This window comes from Pseudomonas sp. F007, assembly GCF_057814275.1.
Genome location: NZ_JBVATA010000001.1, coordinates 474,957 through 493,475 on the forward strand (window position 1 = coordinate 474,957; position 18,519 = coordinate 493,475).

Below are 18,519 nucleotides of genomic sequence, written 5' to 3' on the forward strand. Positions count from 1 at the left end.
ATTGCCCGAGTAAAAACCTGCAAAGTGCAGGTGTCGGCAACGCCGTGCCCTTCCCCCATGCCAATCACTATGGCGCCTGCTACGTCAACGGCACCGGCTCAGGTCTGTACGACAGCGTTTCCCCGCCCACAGCCACTTCGATCCTGCGCGACAAATTCGACAACGCCATGGACCTGGTGCAAGTCGAAATGGGCGATTCGAAAACCTCGCGCCTGACCAAGACCTCGCTCAATCGCTTCGATCGCCTGCAACGGATGATTCGCCTGCAGCGCTGGACGGGCATCCCCTTCGCCAAACTGGACACCCTGATCACCAGCGCGATCCGCGCCGAGGGCGAGGCCAACCTGGGCATGGAGCTCAACGAAAACACCCTGCGAGTGCTCGGCGTCTATCGCTACCTCAACCAACGCCATGGCATCGACCCGCAGGAGTTCGCCGCGCTGCTGCACGACCTCACGCCCTATGCCAGCGGCAAGGACGAAGTCCCGTTGTTCGACCAGGTGTTCAACCGGGTACAGCTGTTCGACACGCCGCTGATCCTCGATCAGACCGAGTTGAAACTGAGCAGCCCAACCCCGGCCGACGAGAAGACGCTGCTGCAATTGTGCGCCGGCCTGGGCTTGCAACCGACTGAAGATTCGCTGCTGTTGATTGGCGCAGAGACGCAAAAGGTGGTGCCCGTACTCAAGCGCGACCTGCCCACCGTTTCGTCCCTGTTCCGCCAGGCACGCATCGCCCGCTTGTTCGGTCTGTCGGTGGCCGATCTGTTGACGCTGGCCAAGCTGCTGGGGGGCACTCGCTTCAAGACCGCCCTGGCCAGCGGGCGCCTCTTCGTACTGTTGCTCCTGGTTGAGCCGGTGAGCTACCAGCCAGGGCAAGTACAGGAACAGCTCGACAAAGTACGGCGAGTACGCCCCCGAGAAATCCATGGCCTGGGCCCCTGATTCATCGGTAATGGGCGGCTCTTTCATGTGCTGGGTATCCCAGCTCAACAAGGAGTGCATACCGGTTTCGGCACGCTCGATCAGATGCCTGGCAAAGGTTGTGTTCATCCGGATCGGCGCGCGTTTTTCCACACTGTCCGGGGCCTCGTTGGCCTCGATGCTGGAGCCGCTGAAGTCGATGAACTGCGCCTTGCCCAGCGAAGGGCTGTCGCCCACGGCAGGGTCGCTGAGGCTATTGAGGCTGGGGGAGATCAAGGGTGTCGATTGCAGCGTTTCACCCCAGCCGACCTTCAATGCGTTCAGCGCGCCACCTTTCAGGGTGTGGATGTTCAAATGCTGTTCGTAGACCAGCACGCCGTAAATCAGCGGGATGCTGAGATCAGCCGGGTCTTCGGGCCAGTCGACCGGCCAGCCTTCGGGCCGGTGGGTGGTCTGATCGATCGAGAAGGCGTAGCTCAGCGTGGCATCGCGCGCCAGGCTGCTGAGGATGGGCGACCTGTGCAGGGTGCGCATCTCACTGAATGAAGTCGGGTGCGTGGCGGATGTGACATCCAGTGGGTGGGCGACGAAGAGCTGGTAAAAGTACGGGCCGAAGCTCTCGTGCTGGACCTTTGGGTGCAGGTACAACTTGTCGGTGCTGTTGGTGTAGCGACGGCACTCTGTCAGGTAGTTGATGGGCGAGTTGATGAGCTCTTCCAGCATGCGTTTGTACAGGCGTTTACCCGCAAGCGAAGCGGACTCGCCTTTTTTGGTGCGGGGCAACGAGAACTTGTCGCCAGCGCCGACATTGTCCAGGATCAGGTTTTTCCAGCCCATGCTGGTGGTGAAGGAGTACTGGGCGTTGGCCTGGTCCAGCCACTCGGTATTGCTGGCGGTGATCGTTGAGCCAGGACTCAGGGTGTAACGTTCGCCGTGATAGCTGGACTCACTGAACACCAACGTCAACTGGAACAGTTCGAGGGTGGGCGTGCTTCTGTCGAAGATGGACAAGGTGATGGTTTTTTCGTCGCTGAACCCTTCATCCAGGCGCACGCTCAGCTCAATGTTGGAGCGGCTGCGGTCGTAGACCAGATCGACGTTTTTCGCGCTGTGCCTGATTCGTTGCTGCCAGCCGTTGAAGTTCCAGGTGGTTTCGTCCTTATCGGGCGTGGCCGGCTCCACATCACCAAAAATCGGCGTGCCAGAGGGCAGCCAGTACTGCAAGCGCCTGGCGTTGCGGCTGGCGTTGGCAAAAATATTGCCGATCAACAGCACATGCGCGCGGGTCTTTGCATCGTCCTGCAACGCGGTTGTGCGGTGGTTCTGCGTGACCTCGGGTACCACTCCGGAGGCCGGAAACAACGAGGTCACGTTGAAGTTCTTGTCGATGCGCACGGTTCTGAGGAAGTCGTAATGGTCGCTGCCGCCTGTGGGGTCTGTCGGGTCCGGCTGATAGTGTGAATACAGGGCGATGAACATCGACTCTGGCGAGGTCGAGTGGTCATACACGGCGATCGTCTGCGTTTGCCGGGCAATCTCTTCTGGCGTTCTGTCGATCAGGCTGGGGGTCAGGCAATAGTTCTCGATGTAGACCCGTGGCGTGCTCCAGCTGTCATCGTATTTTTTGTAACTGCCATACAGGCGGAACAACGGGTGCGCCTTGACCGAGTTCTGCGTATCGGCCCCCGGCGAGATGGCATCGGGATCCTGATAGTCAAGTTCGGCCCAGACCACGAACAGCCGATTGTTGAACCAGCAGGGACGGATGGTGTGTTCGAGGGCTTTTTCCGAGATGGGCACATTGGCCCGTTGCCAGTCGGACCAGGCGCTGGGCAGTGGCTTGTCGTACTTGGGGGCGATCTCGCCGGGCCCTGCAGCAGGCGTTATCTGCGGCCGTTGAGCCATGTCCAGCACGCGCCAGTAGAAGGCGTTTTCGGCGGGTGAGCGGGCAATGAAGTAGTAGCAACTGTTGGCGAAATCCTCGCCATCGATGTAGCCATTGCACAGTTTCAGATTGGCCACTTCCTCGAATCGGGCCAGGTACGCCAGCACGGCGGCCTGCACGGTCTGTGGCTGGATCTGCGTCTGGTTGAGGTCGTTTTCCAGTTGCTCGAAACTGCTGGTCTTGCTCAGGCGCAGGGTCGGGTCGAGGTAGATGTCGGGGAAGTGGTGCAACTGCTGGAGCGCGGCCCAGGTTGGGTAGCGATTCATCCCGTTGCGCCAGGCGTTCACCTGCGCGGGGCTCAGGCTGTGGTCAGCGTAGCCAGGTTCCATGTTCAGCATCATGCTGTTGATCAGTTGTTGCAGGCTGGCAATGGCGCAGGCCACCGGGCTGGTGGGGACGTTCTGGGTGACCAGCACATCCAGCAGCCAGAACTCGTAGAGATCGTCCGGGGTCTTGATGCGGTCCGCCAGGCCCTGTTCGATCAGGTACGGATCGTTGTTCACGCCGTCGTGCAGGTACATCGCGAGCATTGCGTCACGCAGGGATTCGTTGAGGGTTGCGTCGATATCAGTCGTCATGATCGTTCCTTAATCATTGGCCAGCGATGGGTGGGCTGCGGTGTTGTGGGTGGCCATGACCGCGTCGCCGACGGCCTGCCAGTCATCCAGGCTGCTCCTGGCATGCAGCGCGCTGGCCTGCAGCAGGGTCCGAGCGTCGAGGCCACTGGCCAGGCACGCCTGCTGGCAGCGACGCACCCAATCGACCTGGGCCATTGAGCTGGCGCATTTTTTCGGCAAGAGGTCGGTGAGCGCCGCGACTTCCTTTTGCGGCCAGTCGAGTAACCGCGCCAATGCATGGTTGGCAGTGTTGGCGGCCGCCAGGCGCAGGGATTTGTTCTTGAGGCTGACCGAGCCCGGATTGGCCAGGGTGAAGTAGCTCAGCAAGGCATCTTCCGAGTGACGCTGGCCGTGCAGCCAGTGGCTGTAGCGTTCGAACAGATAGAGATCGCACAGCGCAGGCTCGCTGCTGCTACCCGGATACTCGTTGCCGCCCAGCCAGCCTGGATTAATGCCGAACAGGCGCAGTGCGTTGTCACTCAGGCGCAGTTGCAGGACGATTTCGGCGTGCCGTGATACGCGCTCGAACTGCTCGGCCAGGCCCGATTCGCCGGGCGCTGCGCAGGCGTCCACCAGCAGGCTGTAGACCGAGGAGTGGGCCCAATGGATAACGGCCAGGGTGCGGTCAGCGGGTAATTTGCCGGTTTCCTGAAACAGTGCTTCAAGCAACTGGCGCTGTCGGTCCCAGGCATTCAGTAGCAGTTCGAGCAGCTTATGCGCGCAGGTCTCCTTGACCTCGGGCGCCAACAGCAGTGGCTTGATCAACAGGTCGATGTCCGCCTTGAGCCAGGTCTGTGGCGCGTCGATCAGGGTCAGTGGCCGGTCGAGCCCTGGCAGCAACCCATCGTCATCGAGCAACGAGTAATTGCGCAGCCGTTCGAACCAGTCGATTTTCACGGGCTTGGTCGCCTCAGTCCGGGCGGGCAGGCCCAATGCCAGGACTTCCTGCTCGGTGACGACGCTGCGCAACGCATCCTCGCGCAACCGGCCAAACCGTGTCGCTCAAGCACCTCCTGGCCAAGGACCCCACGTCCAAGGTCAACAAGCCCTGGGAGCAAATCCTGCTGGCGCTGACGAGCAACGGCACCTGCGAGTTCGAACTGACCGCGAAGATGTTCGACGACGACTACAGCGGACAGAACCACTACCTGCGGCGCATCAAAACCATCAGCGTGTCGTTGCCGGTCACCCTCGGCCCTTATGAAGATATCCGTGCGGTCCTGAGCCAGCGCTACAGCAAAGTCGAGATGCTCCCGGCTGTGGGTACCGCGAAGGAAAACCTGCGAGTCAGTCAGCAGGTGGCGCTGTCCCATGGCGTCGATGACAACGGTCTGTTCCAGCTCAACTTCCAGGACGAGCGTTATCTACCGTTCGAATACACCGGGGCGATCTCGCGCTGGACCTTGCAATTCCCCAACCTCGCCGCGCAGAAAGCCACGCTTGAGTCGCTGACCGACATCATTCTCCATGTCTGCTACACCGCCCGCTCCGGCGGAGGTGTGCAATGAGTGACCAAGCGCAATCGACGCTGACCATCAATGCGCCCGCCATGCCCAAGGGTGGCGGCGCCATCCAGAGTATCGGCAAGGGCTGGAGCGGGGTGGGCACCACGGGTGCCGCGGCACTCGACCTGCCATTGCCGATCAGCAAGGCGCCCAATCGCGATCTGGTGCCGGCCCTGGGCCTGGGTTACAGCAGCGATGTCGGCAACAGCCCGTTCGGCATCGGCTGGCGCCTGACCAGCAACGCGATCACCCTGCGCACCCACAAGGGCGTACCGAAATACGATGGCGACGATCAAGTGCTCGGCCCCGGCGGTGACGTGTGGATGCCCGAAAAACAGGATGACGGCAGCCTCGTCGTCCGAACCGCGCATGAGTACAACGGTGTGCCGTTGCCTGGGCACCAGGTCATACGCTATTGGCCGCGGGTCGAAGGCGCATTCGACCTGATCGAACACTGGACCCAGCTCGCGGACACCGACAACCCGGCCGGATTCTGGCTGATCCACGGCGCCGACGGCAGCCTGCATTGCTACGGTAAAACCGCGGCGTCACGCCGGGCCGATGCCAACGACCCGTCCCACGTTGCCGCGTGGCTGCTCGATGAAAGCCTGAACCTGCGCGGCGAACATGTGGTGTATCTGTACCAGCCCGAAGTCGAGGCGCCGGTCGCCCCGCAGTACCGTGACTACCGCAGCCAGCGCTATCTGCGTCGGGTGCTGTACGGCAATGCCCAGGCCAGCGCCAACCTGTACGCCTGGAAAGCCGATGGCTGGAAAGACGTGGCCTGGCATTTCCACCTGCTGTTCGATTACGGCGAACGCAGCGCCGAGCTGACGCAAGTGCCGATCTACGATTTGCCGGGTATCGAACGCGGTGACTGGGGCGCGCCGCGCGAGGATGCCTTCTGGAACTTCGCCTTCGGCTTTGAACTGGGTTGCCGACGCCTGTGCCGCCAGGTCCTGATGTTTCATCAGTTCCCTGAAGCGCTGGGCAGCGAGCCGGTGCTGGTGCAGCGCCTGCTGCTCGAACATCGCCAGACTGCTCAGGGCTACACCCAGCTGACGGCCGCGCATCTGCAGGCTTATGACAACCAGGGCCAGACTGAAAGTCGGCCGCCCATGGAGTTCCACTACAGCCCCTTCAAACTCGACCCGAAACGTCAGGCCTACCGCGAGTTTGCGCAACTGCCGGCGCTCAATGACGGTCAGCGCTATCAACTGGTGGATCTGTATGGCGAAGGCATGCCCGGTGTCCTGTTCACCAGCGACAAGGCCTGGTACTACCGCGAACCGCTGCGCGCCGAGTGTGGTGGTGACGAGGTCAGGTATGGCGAATGGGCGCTGTTACCCGGCACGCCGGTGACCGACAGCCGCAAACCGATTCGTCAGTCGCTGATCGACCTGTCCGGCGATGGCAAACTCCAGTGGCTCATCGCTCAGCCCGGCCTGAACGGCTCCTTTACCCTCAACCCGGACCGCAGCTGGTCAAACTTCGTCAGCCACGCGGCGTTTCCCAGCGAGTTTTTCCATCCCAAGGCGCAATTGGCGGATCTGCTGGGAAGTGGCCTGAGCGACCTGGCCCTGATCGGCCCGCGCAGCGTGCGACTGTATGCCAATCGCCGTGCAAGCGGCTTCAGCCAGGGAGCCGACGTCGCTCACGCTGATGATGCGCTGCCACTGCCGAGCAATGACCAGCGCGAGTTGGTGGCGTTCAGCGACCCAATGGGCAGTGGTACGCAGCACTTGATCCGGATTCGCCACAATCAGCTCGAATGTTGGCCGAACCTGGGCCACGGCCGATTTGCCAAGGGTTTTGTACTCTGCCCGCTGCCGTTCGACGAAGGCGAATTCGATGCCTCACGGATACGCCTGGCGGACCTCGACGGCTCCGGCGCCGTCGACCTCATCTACCTCGAGGCCGACGGTTTCCAGGTGTTCATGAATCAGGGCGGTACCGGGTTCAGCGCGCCCTCGGTAAAAATGCCATGGCCGCAGGATGTGCGTTACGACCGCCTGTGCCAGGTCAGCGTCGCCGACCTGCAAGGCCTGGGTTGCTCCAGCCTGATCCTCAGCGTGCCACACCTGCAGCCGGTGCACTGGCGCTACGATTTCGTCAGCGCCAAACCCTACCTGGTCAACGCCACCAACAACAATATGGGCAGCGCCTCCGCCGTGAGCTTTCGCAGCTCGGCCCAGGAATGGCTCGACGAGAAGGCCGAGCTGAACGCCGCCGGTACTGTCGCGGCGTGCGACCTGCCGTTCGCCATGCACCTGGTCAGCCAGCAAAGCCAACTGGATGAAATCACCGGCAACCGCCTGACCCAGTCGTTCACCTACCGCCAGGGCTTCTACGACCGTATCGAGCGCGAGTTCCGCGGCTTCGGCCTGTTGCTGCAAACCGACACCGAGGCTACGCCAGTGCAACGCTCAAGTCCTGGTTTCACCGCGCCGATCCTCAGTAAAACCTGGTTCCACACCGGCAAGACCCTGGACATGCGTGACGCTGGCTACTACCGGCGGGACGCCCATGCCGTCGACCGGCGTCCGCCACTCCTGCACGACTATCCACTCGGTGACGCCGCGGGACGAGTGATCGAGCCCGACCCGGAACTCGCCCGCGAGATGGCCCGCAGCCTCAGTGGCTCGGTGTTGCGCAGCGAGGTGTTTGCCGCTGACGATGATCCAGCCACGGCCGTGCCCTACAGCGTGCACGAAAACCGCTTCGCCATTCGCCAGTTGCGCGCCAAAGGTCAACATCAGCCCTACGCCGTGTTGCAGCCGCTGTCCCTGGAAAGCATCGCCTACCAATACGAACCCGAGGTGGCGGATGACCCGTTGATCCAACACAGCCTCAACCTGCGGTGGGACAAGTTCGGCAAATTGACCCATGGTTTTGTCGTGCACTACGCCCGGCGCAAAACCGTCAGCGACACCCCCCCCTTCGCCGTCGATCAGCCCGGCGATGGCAGCGATGCCGAGCACGAAAACCGCTGGTGGCTGGACGCCCACGACGATGCCCAGCAATGCTGGTACCTGAGCGAAGCAAAAGCCGAATATCGCCACCTGGAAAACCCCGAGGGCTGGCGTCTGGGCCTGCCCTATCGTCAGCGTGGCAACGCGCTGGTGCTGCAAAAGGCCGAGCTCAAGGCGGGCGACATCCACCATGAACAGTTGCTTGAGCGGGCCAGCGATCAGGGCGACTGGGCGGCCAAAATGGTGCTGAGCGGGTTGTCGTTGCAACGCTATCAGGACCCGGCCACCGGCCAGTTGCTCGACCCGGACCAACTGACCTTCAACGCCCTGCCCGACTACAGCGAAACCGCCGAACTGGATGCCAGCGCCCTGAGCGCCTACGACAAACTCCGCGACGACAACGGCGAGATGCCGTTCAACCTCAAGGAGAAACTGCAATCGCCGGAAGTCGGTTACCACATCATGGCGCCGTTTCTGCCGCAGACACCTGCGGCTGCAACCCAAGACTCGAGCGACGCCAGGGATTACCTGTGGTCCGTGCGTAAAGGCTTTCCCACTTACCGGGGCCTGGCAGGCTTTCATAGCGTCGAGAAATTCCAGCAGACCAGAAGCCACGGCATCACCACGGTCGCGTACGACGAATACGCCTGCCTGTGCACCGCGGTCACCTTGCCGGACGGCTGCACCACGCGCATCCGCGACCTCGACTATCGCTCGTTCCTGCCGGCCGCGCTGGAGGACCCCAATCGCAATACCCAGGAGGCTCGCTACAACGCGTTCGGGGAAGTGTTGGTGAGCAGCTTCTACGGGACGGAGCTGGGGGCCGACGTGGGGTTCGATTCGCTGCGCGATTACCAGTTACCGGCGGATCGCACCCCGGCGAACGCACTCGCCGACAAGCACAAAGCCCTCGGCAACTACGCCACGGCGACGTTTTCCGCCCCCTTCAGCTGGATGGGCAAGGTGCCGGCAAACGCTCCCGCACCCTGGCTGACCTGGGCCGCCAGCGAAGGCCTGGTATTGCCCGACGGCCATCTACGCAGTCGCGCCCGCTGGTACCTTGAAGGCCTGGAGAATCCTGGGGCGAACGAACAGCAACTGCAGCGTTACATCGATGAGTCGCAACGCGAGCCTGTCCATGTCGCGACCTTGCAGGCCGACCGCTACCCCGGCGATCCGCAATTGCAGATCCGGGCGAGCATCGCCTGCCAGGATGGCTTCGGTCGCGCTCTGCAAACCAAGCAGGAGGTCGAACCTGGCCTGGCCTGGGTGGTGAACGACAAGGGCGAACTGGAGCTCGACGAAAACGGCCGCCCCCGTGAAGCCCACGCGCCCCGGCGCTGGCGTGTCAGTGAACGGGTCGAGTACAACAACAAGGGCGAGACAGTACGCACCTATCGGCCGTACTTTGCCAGCGCCTATCGCTACATCAACGATGCGGCCACTCGCCAATCCGCTTATCACGACCAGCAGTTCTACGATGCCGCCGGCCGGCCCACCCACACCGTGCTGGCAAAACGAATGGCACAAGGTCCGGACTCGCAACTCAAACCGTTACGCCGCGAGCAGCGTTACCGTTGCTGGTACAGGATCAGCTTCGATGAAAACGACTTGTTTGATCCGCCACCGGTTAAACGGAGGTCACTATGAACGAGACATCGAACGCCAACCTTCATCGCCATACGCCCGCGCTTAGTGCCATCGACGGACGCGGCCTGGCGGTACGCCAAGTCGCCTACCTCAATGCAGAGCAGACCGCGCACCCGGCATCGCGGATCTCCACTGCGCAACACGACGCCGCCGGACGCCTGGTCGCTCAACGCGATCCACGGTTTTTTTCCACAGCCAGCCGGCCTAATCAGGTTGCACTTTATAGTCACTCGGGCGCGGCGCTGTTGACTGACAGCGTCGACGCCGGATGGCGCCTGAGTCTGGCCGGGGAAAGCGGCGAAGTACTCGAACACTGGGATGGTCGAGGCAGTCATTGGCAAAACCAGTACGACGAACTGCGCCGCCCCATTGCGATCCACGAGCGCATGTCGGGTAGGGACTGGCGCACCGTCGAACGCCTGACCTACGCCGACAGCTCGCTCGGGTTCGCCGAGCGTAACCAGTGCGGGAGCCTGGTCCGTCATGACGACCCGGCAGGCACGCTTTGGCTCAAGCAGGTCGCACTGACTGGCGAGTTGATCCGCCAGACCCGGCGTTTCCTCCCGGATCAGTCGCACCTGTCAGCCGACTGGCCGGCGATCGAGGCCGCTCGCGACTCGCTGCTCCAGCCCGGCGACGGCTATACCAGCGAATCCCGACATAGCCCGGCGGGAGAAGTACTGGAGCAGATTGATGCCGGCGGTCATCGACAGCAGTTCGCTTTCAATTGCGCCGGACAGCTGCAACGCATCGACCTGACGCTCAAGGGCCAGGCTCCGCAACCGTTGCTCAAAGCCGCTGACTACAGCGCCGCCGGACAATTGCGCCGGCAAGTCACCGGCAATGACGTCATCAGCATTGCCATTTACCAGGTCGCAGACGGCCGGCTGGAACGCTTGACCACGAGCACCTCGGCCCGTCGGAACCTGCAGGAGATGAGCTACCAGTACGACCCGGTCGGAAATATCCTCCGACAGGTGGATCACACACAAGCGGACAGCTATTTCGACAATCAGCGGGTCGCTGCCGAAAACACCTACACCTACGACAGCCTCTACCAATTGACGGGCGCTGAGGGGCGGGAAACGGCCGGGGCGGGCCTGACTCCAGGTTTACCGGAACTGAACATCCCCAGCCCCATCGACCCCGCAAGCTTGCTCAACTACAGCGAACGCTACCAATACGACGCCGGTGGCAACCGGACCCTGTTGCGCCATGAAAGCACCAGGAACCCATTCCATCGTCGGCTCTACGTCGATCCACAGAGCAACCGGGCCTTGCCATGGAATGAAGGAGCAGACGCGCCGGACTTCAGCCGCCACTTCGACTCGAACGGCAACCTGCAGTGCCTGGTACCCGGTGCCCAAGCCATGACCTGGGATGCACGCAATCAGTTGCAGGGCATCATCAACGTCCAGCGCTCGAACGGAATCAACGATGGCGAATGGTATCGCTACAGCGCTGCCGGCCAGCGGGTGGTCAAGCTCAGTACGCGCCTGGCGCAAGCGCTGACCCATCAACAGATTGTCCACTACCTGCCTGACCTGCAGGTGCGCAGCGTCGATAAGCGTGAAGTGCTGCAGGTCATTCACGCTCAACTGCCCCGCGGCAGCGTGCAGTGCCTGCATTGGGTCAAGGGACCACCGGACGGTATCGCCAATGACCAACTGCGCTACAGCGTCGACGATCATCTGGGCTCCAGCTGCCTGGAACTGGATCAGCGGGCCGCCGTCCTCAGTCACGAAGGTTACTACCCATATGGCGGTACGGCCTGGTGGGCGGGTCGCTCGAAGATCGAGGCCGATTACCGGATACTTCGCTACTCGGGCAAGGAGCGTGATGCCACGGGGCTGTATGACTACGGCTACCGCTATTACGCACCGTGGCTGGGGCGCTGGATAAATCCGGATCCGGCAGGCAGCGTAGATGGCCTGAATTTATACTGCATGGTGCGCAACAACCCGGTGAAGTTCAGAGACTGGATGGGGTTGGCGTCCGACTCGGAAGATAGAACGCTACCCAGCCTCAAACGAAGGAAAGACCAGGATTCTGATCGGCGGCGTAAGGTCCGGCTACGCGACAAGATGGATCTGCTGTTCGGTGAGAGCCCACCCTCCTCGGCCCACCCTTCACGACAGTCGCAGGACAAACCGTCAACGTCGTCCAGCTTCCGGCCCTACGACAATCCGCGTCCGTCCCAGTCCGCAGACCGACGAAGCCCAATGCCTGTTTCGCAACCGGGCAGATCAAGGCCGGTTGCATCGCTGGCATCGTCTTCGTCAGCGACAGCATTTCCCCGTGAGATTGCCACGGGAGGGCGTCAGAAACGCTTGCCAACAGAAGCGTTTACCGGGGAAAAAAGCGACCTTACAACGCCTGTGCAGGCGAGCAATATTTACTTTCACTACACCACTGGGAAAGGACATGCCGCGATCAGGAGTAATTGGATGCTCAATCCTTCGTCCAAAGAACTGGATGGGACCACCGATAAGAAAATCGGTCGGCATTACTTCACTGACCTGGCGCCCGAGACCCAATCGCAAAAACAAACATCGGAGGCCATTTTCGGTATCCGTAAACATGGCAATTACATGGACAAAATGACTCATTATTTCGAGATCAACACCCAGGGACTGGAGTTGACCAAAGCGGCTGACAATCCGCACATTGCATTTTTACCAACCCCATTCAGTATTCCCTTGCAGTATGTCTCCCATACGGGGCAGCGCATGACGCGTATCGTCAGCCATGGTGAGACATTGACGCGTGCGCACAGATCACTGCGTTAACTGACACACATTCAACCGCAGCATTTGCAAGGAGTCCGGGGGCCGCATGTTATCGTGCGCCCCCCAGACCTTCCTGTTTCCTGCCCAATGATTTCAATTTCCCGCTCTGCACGCCTGGTGTTCTACGTGGTGCTGATCATCGCCGGCACCGCCCTTGCCGCGACCCTGGCCATGCGTCATGCCGAGCGCCAGGCGCTGGAAGACGATGCCGAGCGCGCCAATCAGCAACTGGCGCTGTACGCCAACTCATTGCACACCCTGATCGAACGCTACCGCGCCTTGCCGGCCGTGCTGGCCCTGGACCCGGAACTGCGTTCCGCGCTGACCGGTCCGGTGAGTCCGCAGCAGCAGGACGCACTGAACCGGAAACTGGAAAAAATCAACGGGGCCGCAGAGTCCTCGACCCTCGAACTGCTCGACCGCAACGGCCTGGCAGTGGCTGCCAGCAACTGGCGCCTGCCCAGCAGCTACGTCGGTCACAACTACGGCTTTCGCCCTTACTTCAACCAGACCCGCAGCCAGGGCACCGGGCGCTTCTACGCGGTAGGCGTGACCAGCGGCATCCCCGGCTACTTCCTGTCCAGCGCGGTGCTGGGCGACAACGGCGAGTTTCTCGGGGCCATGGTGGTGAAACTGGAGTTTCCCGAACTCGAGCGCGAGTGGCGCCAGGGCAGCGACATCCTGCTGGTCAGCGATGCCCGGGGCATTGTGTTCATCGCCAACCAGCCCGGGTGGCGCTATCGTCTGCTGGCCAGTCTGTCGGACACCGACCGCGCCGAGCTCAAGGCCACCCGCCAATACGACAAGCAAACACTGACCCCCCTCAAACATGAGTTGGTCCGCCGCTTCGACGACAACAGCTACCTGGCTCGTGTCGATGGGCCTGAAGGGGCGAATCACTACCTGTGGGAATCGCTGCCGCTAAGCTCCGAAGGCTGGACCCTGCACCTGCTGCGCCGGCCCCAGGTGGCCTTCGAAGACTTGCGCAATGCCGGGCTGGCCGCCGCCGGCCTGTGGCTGAGCCTGGTGTTCCTGTTGCTGTTCCTCAGCCAGCGCTGGCGCCTGGCCAAATTGCGCCAGCGCAGCCGCGAAGAACTTGAACGGCTGGTGGAGGAGCGCACTCGTGATTTGCGCACTGCCCAGGACGGCCTGGTGCAGTCGGCCAAGCTGGCGGCGCTGGGGCAGATGTCGGCAGCCCTGGCCCATGAAATCAACCAGCCGCTCACCGCGCAACGCATGCAACTGGCGACCCTGCGCCTGCTGCTCGATCACGGCCGGGTCGACGACGCGCACAAGGCCCTGAAACCGCTGGACGAAATGCTCACGCGCATGGCCGCCCTCACCGGCCATCTGAAAACCTTCGCCCGCAAGAGCCCCAGTGGCCTGCGCGAACCGCTGGACCTGACGGCGGTGGTCGATCAATCGCTGTTGCTGCTGGAGGCGCGGCTGCGTGATGAGCAGATCGAATGCCGGGTCGACCTGAGCCGACCGGCCTGGGTACGCGGTGACGCCATTCGCCTGGAACAGGTGCTGATCAACCTGCTGCGCAACGCCCTCGACGCCATGCGCGACAAACCGCTCAAGCGCCTGCAGATCGAGCTCAAGGCCGATCAGCAACTGTGGCGCCTGGCCGTCAGCGACAGTGGCGGCGGCATCAGCGAGCTGGACCTGCCAAACGTGTTCGACCCGTTCTTCACCACCAAACCGGTAGGCGATGGACTAGGATTGGGCCTGGCCGTCTCCTTTGCCATCGTCCACGAACTGGGCGGCCGCCTGAGCGCCGAGAACCGTGGCGACGGCGCGTGCTTCACGGTAACGCTGCCCATCGACCTGGAGACCCAGATCCAATGTTGAACTCAGTGATAGTGGTCGATGACGAGCGCAGCATTCGCGAGGCGGTCGAGCAGTGGCTGAGCCTGTCAGGGTTTTCGGTGCAACTGTTCAGCCGGGCCGAGGAATGCCTGGCGCAATTGCCGGCGGATTTCCCCGGGGTGATCCTCAGCGATGTGCGCATGCCGGGTATCGGCGGCCTCGAGCTGCTGGCCAGGGTGCAACAGCAGGATGCCGACCTGCCGGTAATTCTGTTGACCGGTCACGGCGATGTACCGATGGCGGTGGAGGCCATGCGCGAAGGTGCCTACGACTTCCTCGAAAAGCCCTTCAGCCCCGAGACCCTGCTCAACAGCCTGCGCCGGGCGCTGGACAAGCGCCGGCTGGTCCTGGAAAACCGCGCCCTGCATGAGCAGGCCGACAACCGCAACAAACTCGAGGCCAGCCTGCTGGGGGTTTCCCAGGGTTTGCAGACCCTGCGCCGGCAAGTGCTGGACCTCGCCGCGCTGCCGGTCAACGTGCTGATCCGCGGCGAGACCGGCAGCGGCAAGGAGCTGGTCGCGCGCTGCCTGCACGACTTCGGGCCACGGGCCGACAAACCCTTCGTGGCACTGAACTGCGCGGCGATTCCCGAGCAACTGTTCGAGGCTGAATTGTTCGGCCACGAAAGCGGCGCCTTCACCGGCGCCCAGGGCAAGCGCATCGGCAAGCTCGAGTACGCCGACGGTGGCACCCTGTTCCTCGACGAAATAGAGAGCATGCCGCTGGCGCAACAGGTGAAATTGCTGCGCGTGCTCCAGGAGCAGAAACTCGAACGCCTGGGCGCCAACCAGAGCATCGCCGTGGACTTGCGGATCATCGCTGCGACCAAGCCCGACCTGCTGGAGGAAGCCCGCGCCGGACGCTTTCGCGAAGACCTGGCGTACCGTCTGAACGTTGCGCAATTGCGCTTGCCGCCGTTGCGCGAGCGCCGCGAGGACATCCCCCTGCTCTACGCCCACTTCGCCCAGGCCGCAGCGCTGCGTCTGGGGCGCAGCGTCGAGCCCCTGGGCGGGACGCAACTGAGCCGGCTGCTGAGCCACGACTGGCCGGGCAACGTGCGCGAACTGGCCAACGTTGCCGAGCGCCAGGTGCTTGGCCTGGATGAACCACAGCCAAGTGACGTTGAGCCTGGCCAATCCCTCGCCGCCCAGCAGGAGGCATTCGAAGCCCAATGCCTGCGCGCGGCATTGACCCGGCACAGGGGCGATATCAAGGCGGTGCTCGAAGAACTGCAACTGCCGCGGCGCACCTTCAATGAAAAAATGCAGCGCCACGGCCTGACACGCGAGATGTTCCTCGGCTGATCGATCGGCGGATTTCCGCTCATGCCCGAGCCAGCAATAAGCGGATTTTCGCTCAGAGAATCCGCCAACCCCCTCTAGAACGGCCCTCTGCGAGTTGGCACAGCTCCTGCTATAGCCCTTGCAGACTGCGTTCCCGCGCGCTCCACAAAAACAATTAAATGAAGGATCCTTCATGGATAACTCACAAACCCTGCCTCTTGGGTCTACTGCTGCGACCGCCAAACCCAGAACCACCGCCAGCCGCATCAAATCGATCTTCAGCGGATCGGTGGGCAACATGGTCGAGTGGTACGACTGGTACGTCTACGCCGCCTTCTCCCTGTACTTCGCCAAAACCTTCTTCCCTGCCGGTTCGACCACCGCCCAGCTGATGAACACCGCGGCGATCTTCGCCGTCGGCTTCCTGATGCGCCCGATCGGTGGCTGGCTGATGGGCCTGTACGCCGACAAGGTCGGACGCAAGAAGGCCCTGATGGCCTCGGTCTACCTGATGTGCTTCGGCTCGCTGCTGATCGCCTTGAGCCCGGGCTATGAAACCATCGGCATCGGCGCGCCGATCCTGCTGATCTTCGCGCGCCTGCTGCAAGGCCTGTCGGTCGGCGGCGAATATGGCACCTCGGCCACCTACCTCAGCGAGATGGCGACCAAGGAACGTCGCGGCTTCTTCTCCAGCTTCCAGTACGTGACCCTGATCTCCGGCCAGCTCATCGCGCTGGGCGTGTTGATCCTGCTGCAGAACTTCCTGACCACCGAGCAGCTGTATGCCTGGGGCTGGCGTATCCCGTTCGCCATCGGCGCGCTGTGTGCAGTCGTCGCGCTCTACCTGCGTCGTGGCATGGAAGAGACCGAGTCGTTCACCAAGAAGGAAAAATCCAAGGAAAGCGCGATGCGCACCTTGATGCGTCACCCCAAGGAACTGCTGACCGTGGTCGGCCTGACCATGGGTGGCACCCTGGCGTTCTACACCTACACCACCTACATGCAGAAGTACCTGGTGAACACGGTGGGCATGAGCATCAGCGATTCGACCACCATTTCGGCGGCCACGCTGTTCCTGTTCATGTGCCTGCAGCCAATCATCGGCGGCCTGTCGGACAAGATCGGCCGTCGTCCGATCCTGATCGCCTTCGGTGTCCTGGGCACCCTGTTCACCGTGCCGATCCTGATGACCCTGCACACCATCCAGACCTGGTGGGGCGCGTTCTTCCTGATCATGGCCGCGCTGATCATCGTCAGCGGCTACACCTCGATCAACGCCGTGGTCAAAGCCGAACTGTTCCCCACCGAAATCCGCGCCCTGGGTGTCGGCCTGCCGTACGCACTGACCGTTTCCCTGTTCGGCGGCACCGCTGAATACATCGCCCTGTGGTTCAAGAGCATCGGCATGGAAACCGGCTACTACTGGTATGTCACCGCGTGCATCGCCGTGTCGTTGATGGTCTACGTGACCATGAAGGACACCCGCAAGCACTCGCGTATCGAAACCGACTAAGCCTCTCCTCGCCGGCCTGCCGGCGAACCTTGCACGGCGGTGTGCCCGACACACCGCCGTCGCTGCTCCCCCCTCTCGCACCGTCTCCTGCCAAACGTTTTGCGCCGATTAATCGTCCGTTAATTGCGCCTCGGCATTCTGTTGTCATCTGAATCCCTATCGACGTCGTGCCCATCGGCTGACATTTGCCACGCGCACAACATCGATATATTCGATTGATAAATGCAGTTTTTTGCGCTTTTTAATCAAATTCATCCGCGTAGTATGAACTCCATACCCCACGCACAAAACGTCAACGAACCTGGAGCACACACCATGAAAACCAAACTGATCCTCGCCCTGACCCTCTCCGTACTGGCCGCCAATACCTTCGCTGCCGATGGTTTTGACCGTACCGGTTCCGCTATCGCCGCTGATGGTTATGACCGCACTGGCGCTGCCACGGTTGCCGCAGACGGCTTCGACCGCACCGGTTCGGCCACCGTTGCCGAAGATGGTTTCGACCGCACTGGCTCGGCCACCGTCGCTGAAGATGGCTTCGACCGCACTGGCTCGGCCACCGTCGCTGAAGATGGCTTCGACCGCACTGGCTCGGCCACCGTCGCTGAAGATGGCTTCGACCGCACTGGCTCGGCCACCGTCGCCCAGGACGGCTTCGATCGCACCGGTTCGGCTTCCATCAGCTGAACCCTGATCGCGGCATCACAGCCCGGCTTCGGCCGGGCTTAGTCTTTTTGCGCCAAGCCATCACGCTGGAATTCACCGCTCTAGCGCGGCACTATTGCAGCCCTCGCCCTTCCTGGAACCGACGCCATGCCTGACGACATTCATTTCTACGAACCTGCCCTGGGCCACGGCCTGCCCCATGACCCGTTCAATGCCATCGTCGGCCCGCGTCCCATCGGCTGGATTTCCTCGCAGGATGCCCAGGGCCAGTTGAACCTGGCGCCCTACAGCTTTTTCAACGCGTTCAACTACATCCCGCCGATCATCGGATTCTCCAGCGTGGGTCGTAAAGACAGCCTGAACAACATCGAGCAGACCGGTGAGTTCGCCTGGAACCTGGCCACTCGCCCTCTCGCCGAGCAGATGAACCAGAGTTGCGCGATGGTCCCCGCCGACGTCAACGAATTCGAATTGGCCGGGCTGACCCCGGTGGCGTCGAAAATCATTCAGGTGCCGCGCGTCGCCGAGAGTCCGGTGTCCTTCGAGTGCAAGGTCACGCAGATCATTCAGTTGCAGCGGGCGGATGGCAACGTGGTGCCGAGCTGGCTGATCCTCGGCGAAGTCGTCGCCGTGCATATCGCCAAGTGGCTGCTCAAGGATGGGGTGTACGACACCGCCGCGGCAGAACCGATTCTGCGCGGCGGCGGTCCGGCGGATTATTTCCAGCTGGGCCCGGAGGCCCTGTTCAAGATGTTCCGTCCGGGGGCAACCAAGGCCTGAGCCC

9 protein-coding genes and 1 pseudogene are annotated in these 18,519 nt (G+C 62.2%); 8 read left to right on the top strand and 2 right to left on the bottom strand.

Annotation, left to right across the window (positions count from 1 at the left end):
- Positions 1-98 precede the first annotated feature (98 nt).
- Both ACZYR5_RS02345 and ACZYR5_RS02350 read right to left on the bottom strand, forming a co-directional pair.
- Positions 99-3,446, bottom strand: coding sequence for a neuraminidase-like domain-containing protein (locus ACZYR5_RS02345; protein WP_489088085.1), 3,348 nt, complete (start codon positions 3,444-3,446; stop codon positions 99-101).
- Positions 3,447-3,455: 9 nt separating this feature from the next.
- Complete coding sequence (locus tag ACZYR5_RS02350; protein WP_489088084.1) at positions 3,456-4,454, bottom strand: hypothetical protein; 999 nt, start codon at positions 4,452-4,454, stop codon at positions 3,456-3,458.
- A 20-nt stretch (positions 4,455-4,474) separates the two neighbouring features.
- Between ACZYR5_RS02350 and ACZYR5_RS02355 the strand changes: the two are divergent.
- The 8 genes and pseudogenes from ACZYR5_RS02355 to ACZYR5_RS02390 form a co-directional block, all read left to right on the top strand.
- Positions 4,475-4,993 (top strand): annotated as a pseudogene (locus ACZYR5_RS02355) (Tc toxin subunit A-related protein); the annotation flags it as partial.
- Positions 4,990-9,612: a SpvB/TcaC N-terminal domain-containing protein gene (locus ACZYR5_RS02360; protein ID WP_489088083.1), complete on the top strand. Its 4,623-nt coding sequence runs from the start codon at positions 4,990-4,992 to the stop codon at positions 9,610-9,612. The pseudogene ACZYR5_RS02355 and the gene ACZYR5_RS02360, both read left to right, overlap by 4 nt.
- Positions 9,609-12,401, top strand: coding sequence for an RHS repeat-associated core domain-containing protein (locus tag ACZYR5_RS02365; protein ID WP_489088082.1), 2,793 nt, complete (start codon positions 9,609-9,611; stop codon positions 12,399-12,401). The genes ACZYR5_RS02360 and ACZYR5_RS02365 overlap by 4 nt, the downstream gene beginning before the upstream one ends.
- A gap of 87 nt (positions 12,402-12,488) precedes the next feature.
- Positions 12,489-14,255, top strand: coding sequence for a sensor histidine kinase (locus ACZYR5_RS02370; RefSeq protein ID WP_489088081.1), 1,767 nt, complete (start codon positions 12,489-12,491; stop codon positions 14,253-14,255).
- The gene (locus ACZYR5_RS02375; RefSeq protein ID WP_489088080.1) at positions 14,249-15,577 is read left to right on the top strand and encodes a sigma-54-dependent transcriptional regulator; all 1,329 of its coding nucleotides are present in this window, start codon (positions 14,249-14,251) and stop codon (positions 15,575-15,577) included. Before ACZYR5_RS02370 ends, ACZYR5_RS02375 begins: the two co-directional genes overlap by 7 nt.
- A 172-nt stretch (positions 15,578-15,749) precedes the next feature.
- Positions 15,750-17,069 (top strand): MFS transporter, encoded by a 1,320-nt coding sequence (locus ACZYR5_RS02380; protein WP_489088079.1) that lies wholly within the window; start codon positions 15,750-15,752, stop codon positions 17,067-17,069.
- 315 nt (positions 17,070-17,384) lie between these two features.
- Positions 17,385-17,756, top strand: coding sequence for a heme utilization protein (locus ACZYR5_RS02385; RefSeq protein WP_489088078.1), 372 nt, complete (start codon positions 17,385-17,387; stop codon positions 17,754-17,756).
- Positions 17,757-17,882: 126 nt separating this feature from the next.
- Complete coding sequence (locus ACZYR5_RS02390) at positions 17,883-18,515, top strand: flavin reductase family protein (protein WP_489088077.1); 633 nt, start codon at positions 17,883-17,885, stop codon at positions 18,513-18,515.
- Positions 18,516-18,519: the final 4 nt, after the last annotated feature.

Excerpts from the sequence above, each read along its gene's own strand:
- ACZYR5_RS02345 (WP_489088085.1), bottom strand. The coding sequence starts at position 3,446 with ATGACGACTGATATCGACGCAACCCTCAACGAATCCCTGCGTGACGCA.
- ACZYR5_RS02360 (WP_489088083.1), top strand. The coding sequence starts at position 4,990 with ATGAGTGACCAAGCGCAATCGACGCTGACCATCAATGCGCCCGCCATG.
- ACZYR5_RS02365 (WP_489088082.1), top strand. The coding sequence starts at position 9,609 with ATGAACGAGACATCGAACGCCAACCTTCATCGCCATACGCCCGCGCTT.
- ACZYR5_RS02370 (WP_489088081.1), top strand. The coding sequence starts at position 12,489 with ATGATTTCAATTTCCCGCTCTGCACGCCTGGTGTTCTACGTGGTGCTG.
- ACZYR5_RS02375 (WP_489088080.1), top strand. The coding sequence starts at position 14,249 with ATGTTGAACTCAGTGATAGTGGTCGATGACGAGCGCAGCATTCGCGAG.
- ACZYR5_RS02380 (WP_489088079.1), top strand. The coding sequence starts at position 15,750 with ATGGATAACTCACAAACCCTGCCTCTTGGGTCTACTGCTGCGACCGCC.
- ACZYR5_RS02385 (WP_489088078.1), top strand. The coding sequence starts at position 17,385 with ATGAAAACCAAACTGATCCTCGCCCTGACCCTCTCCGTACTGGCCGCC.
- ACZYR5_RS02390 (WP_489088077.1), top strand. The coding sequence starts at position 17,883 with ATGCCTGACGACATTCATTTCTACGAACCTGCCCTGGGCCACGGCCTG.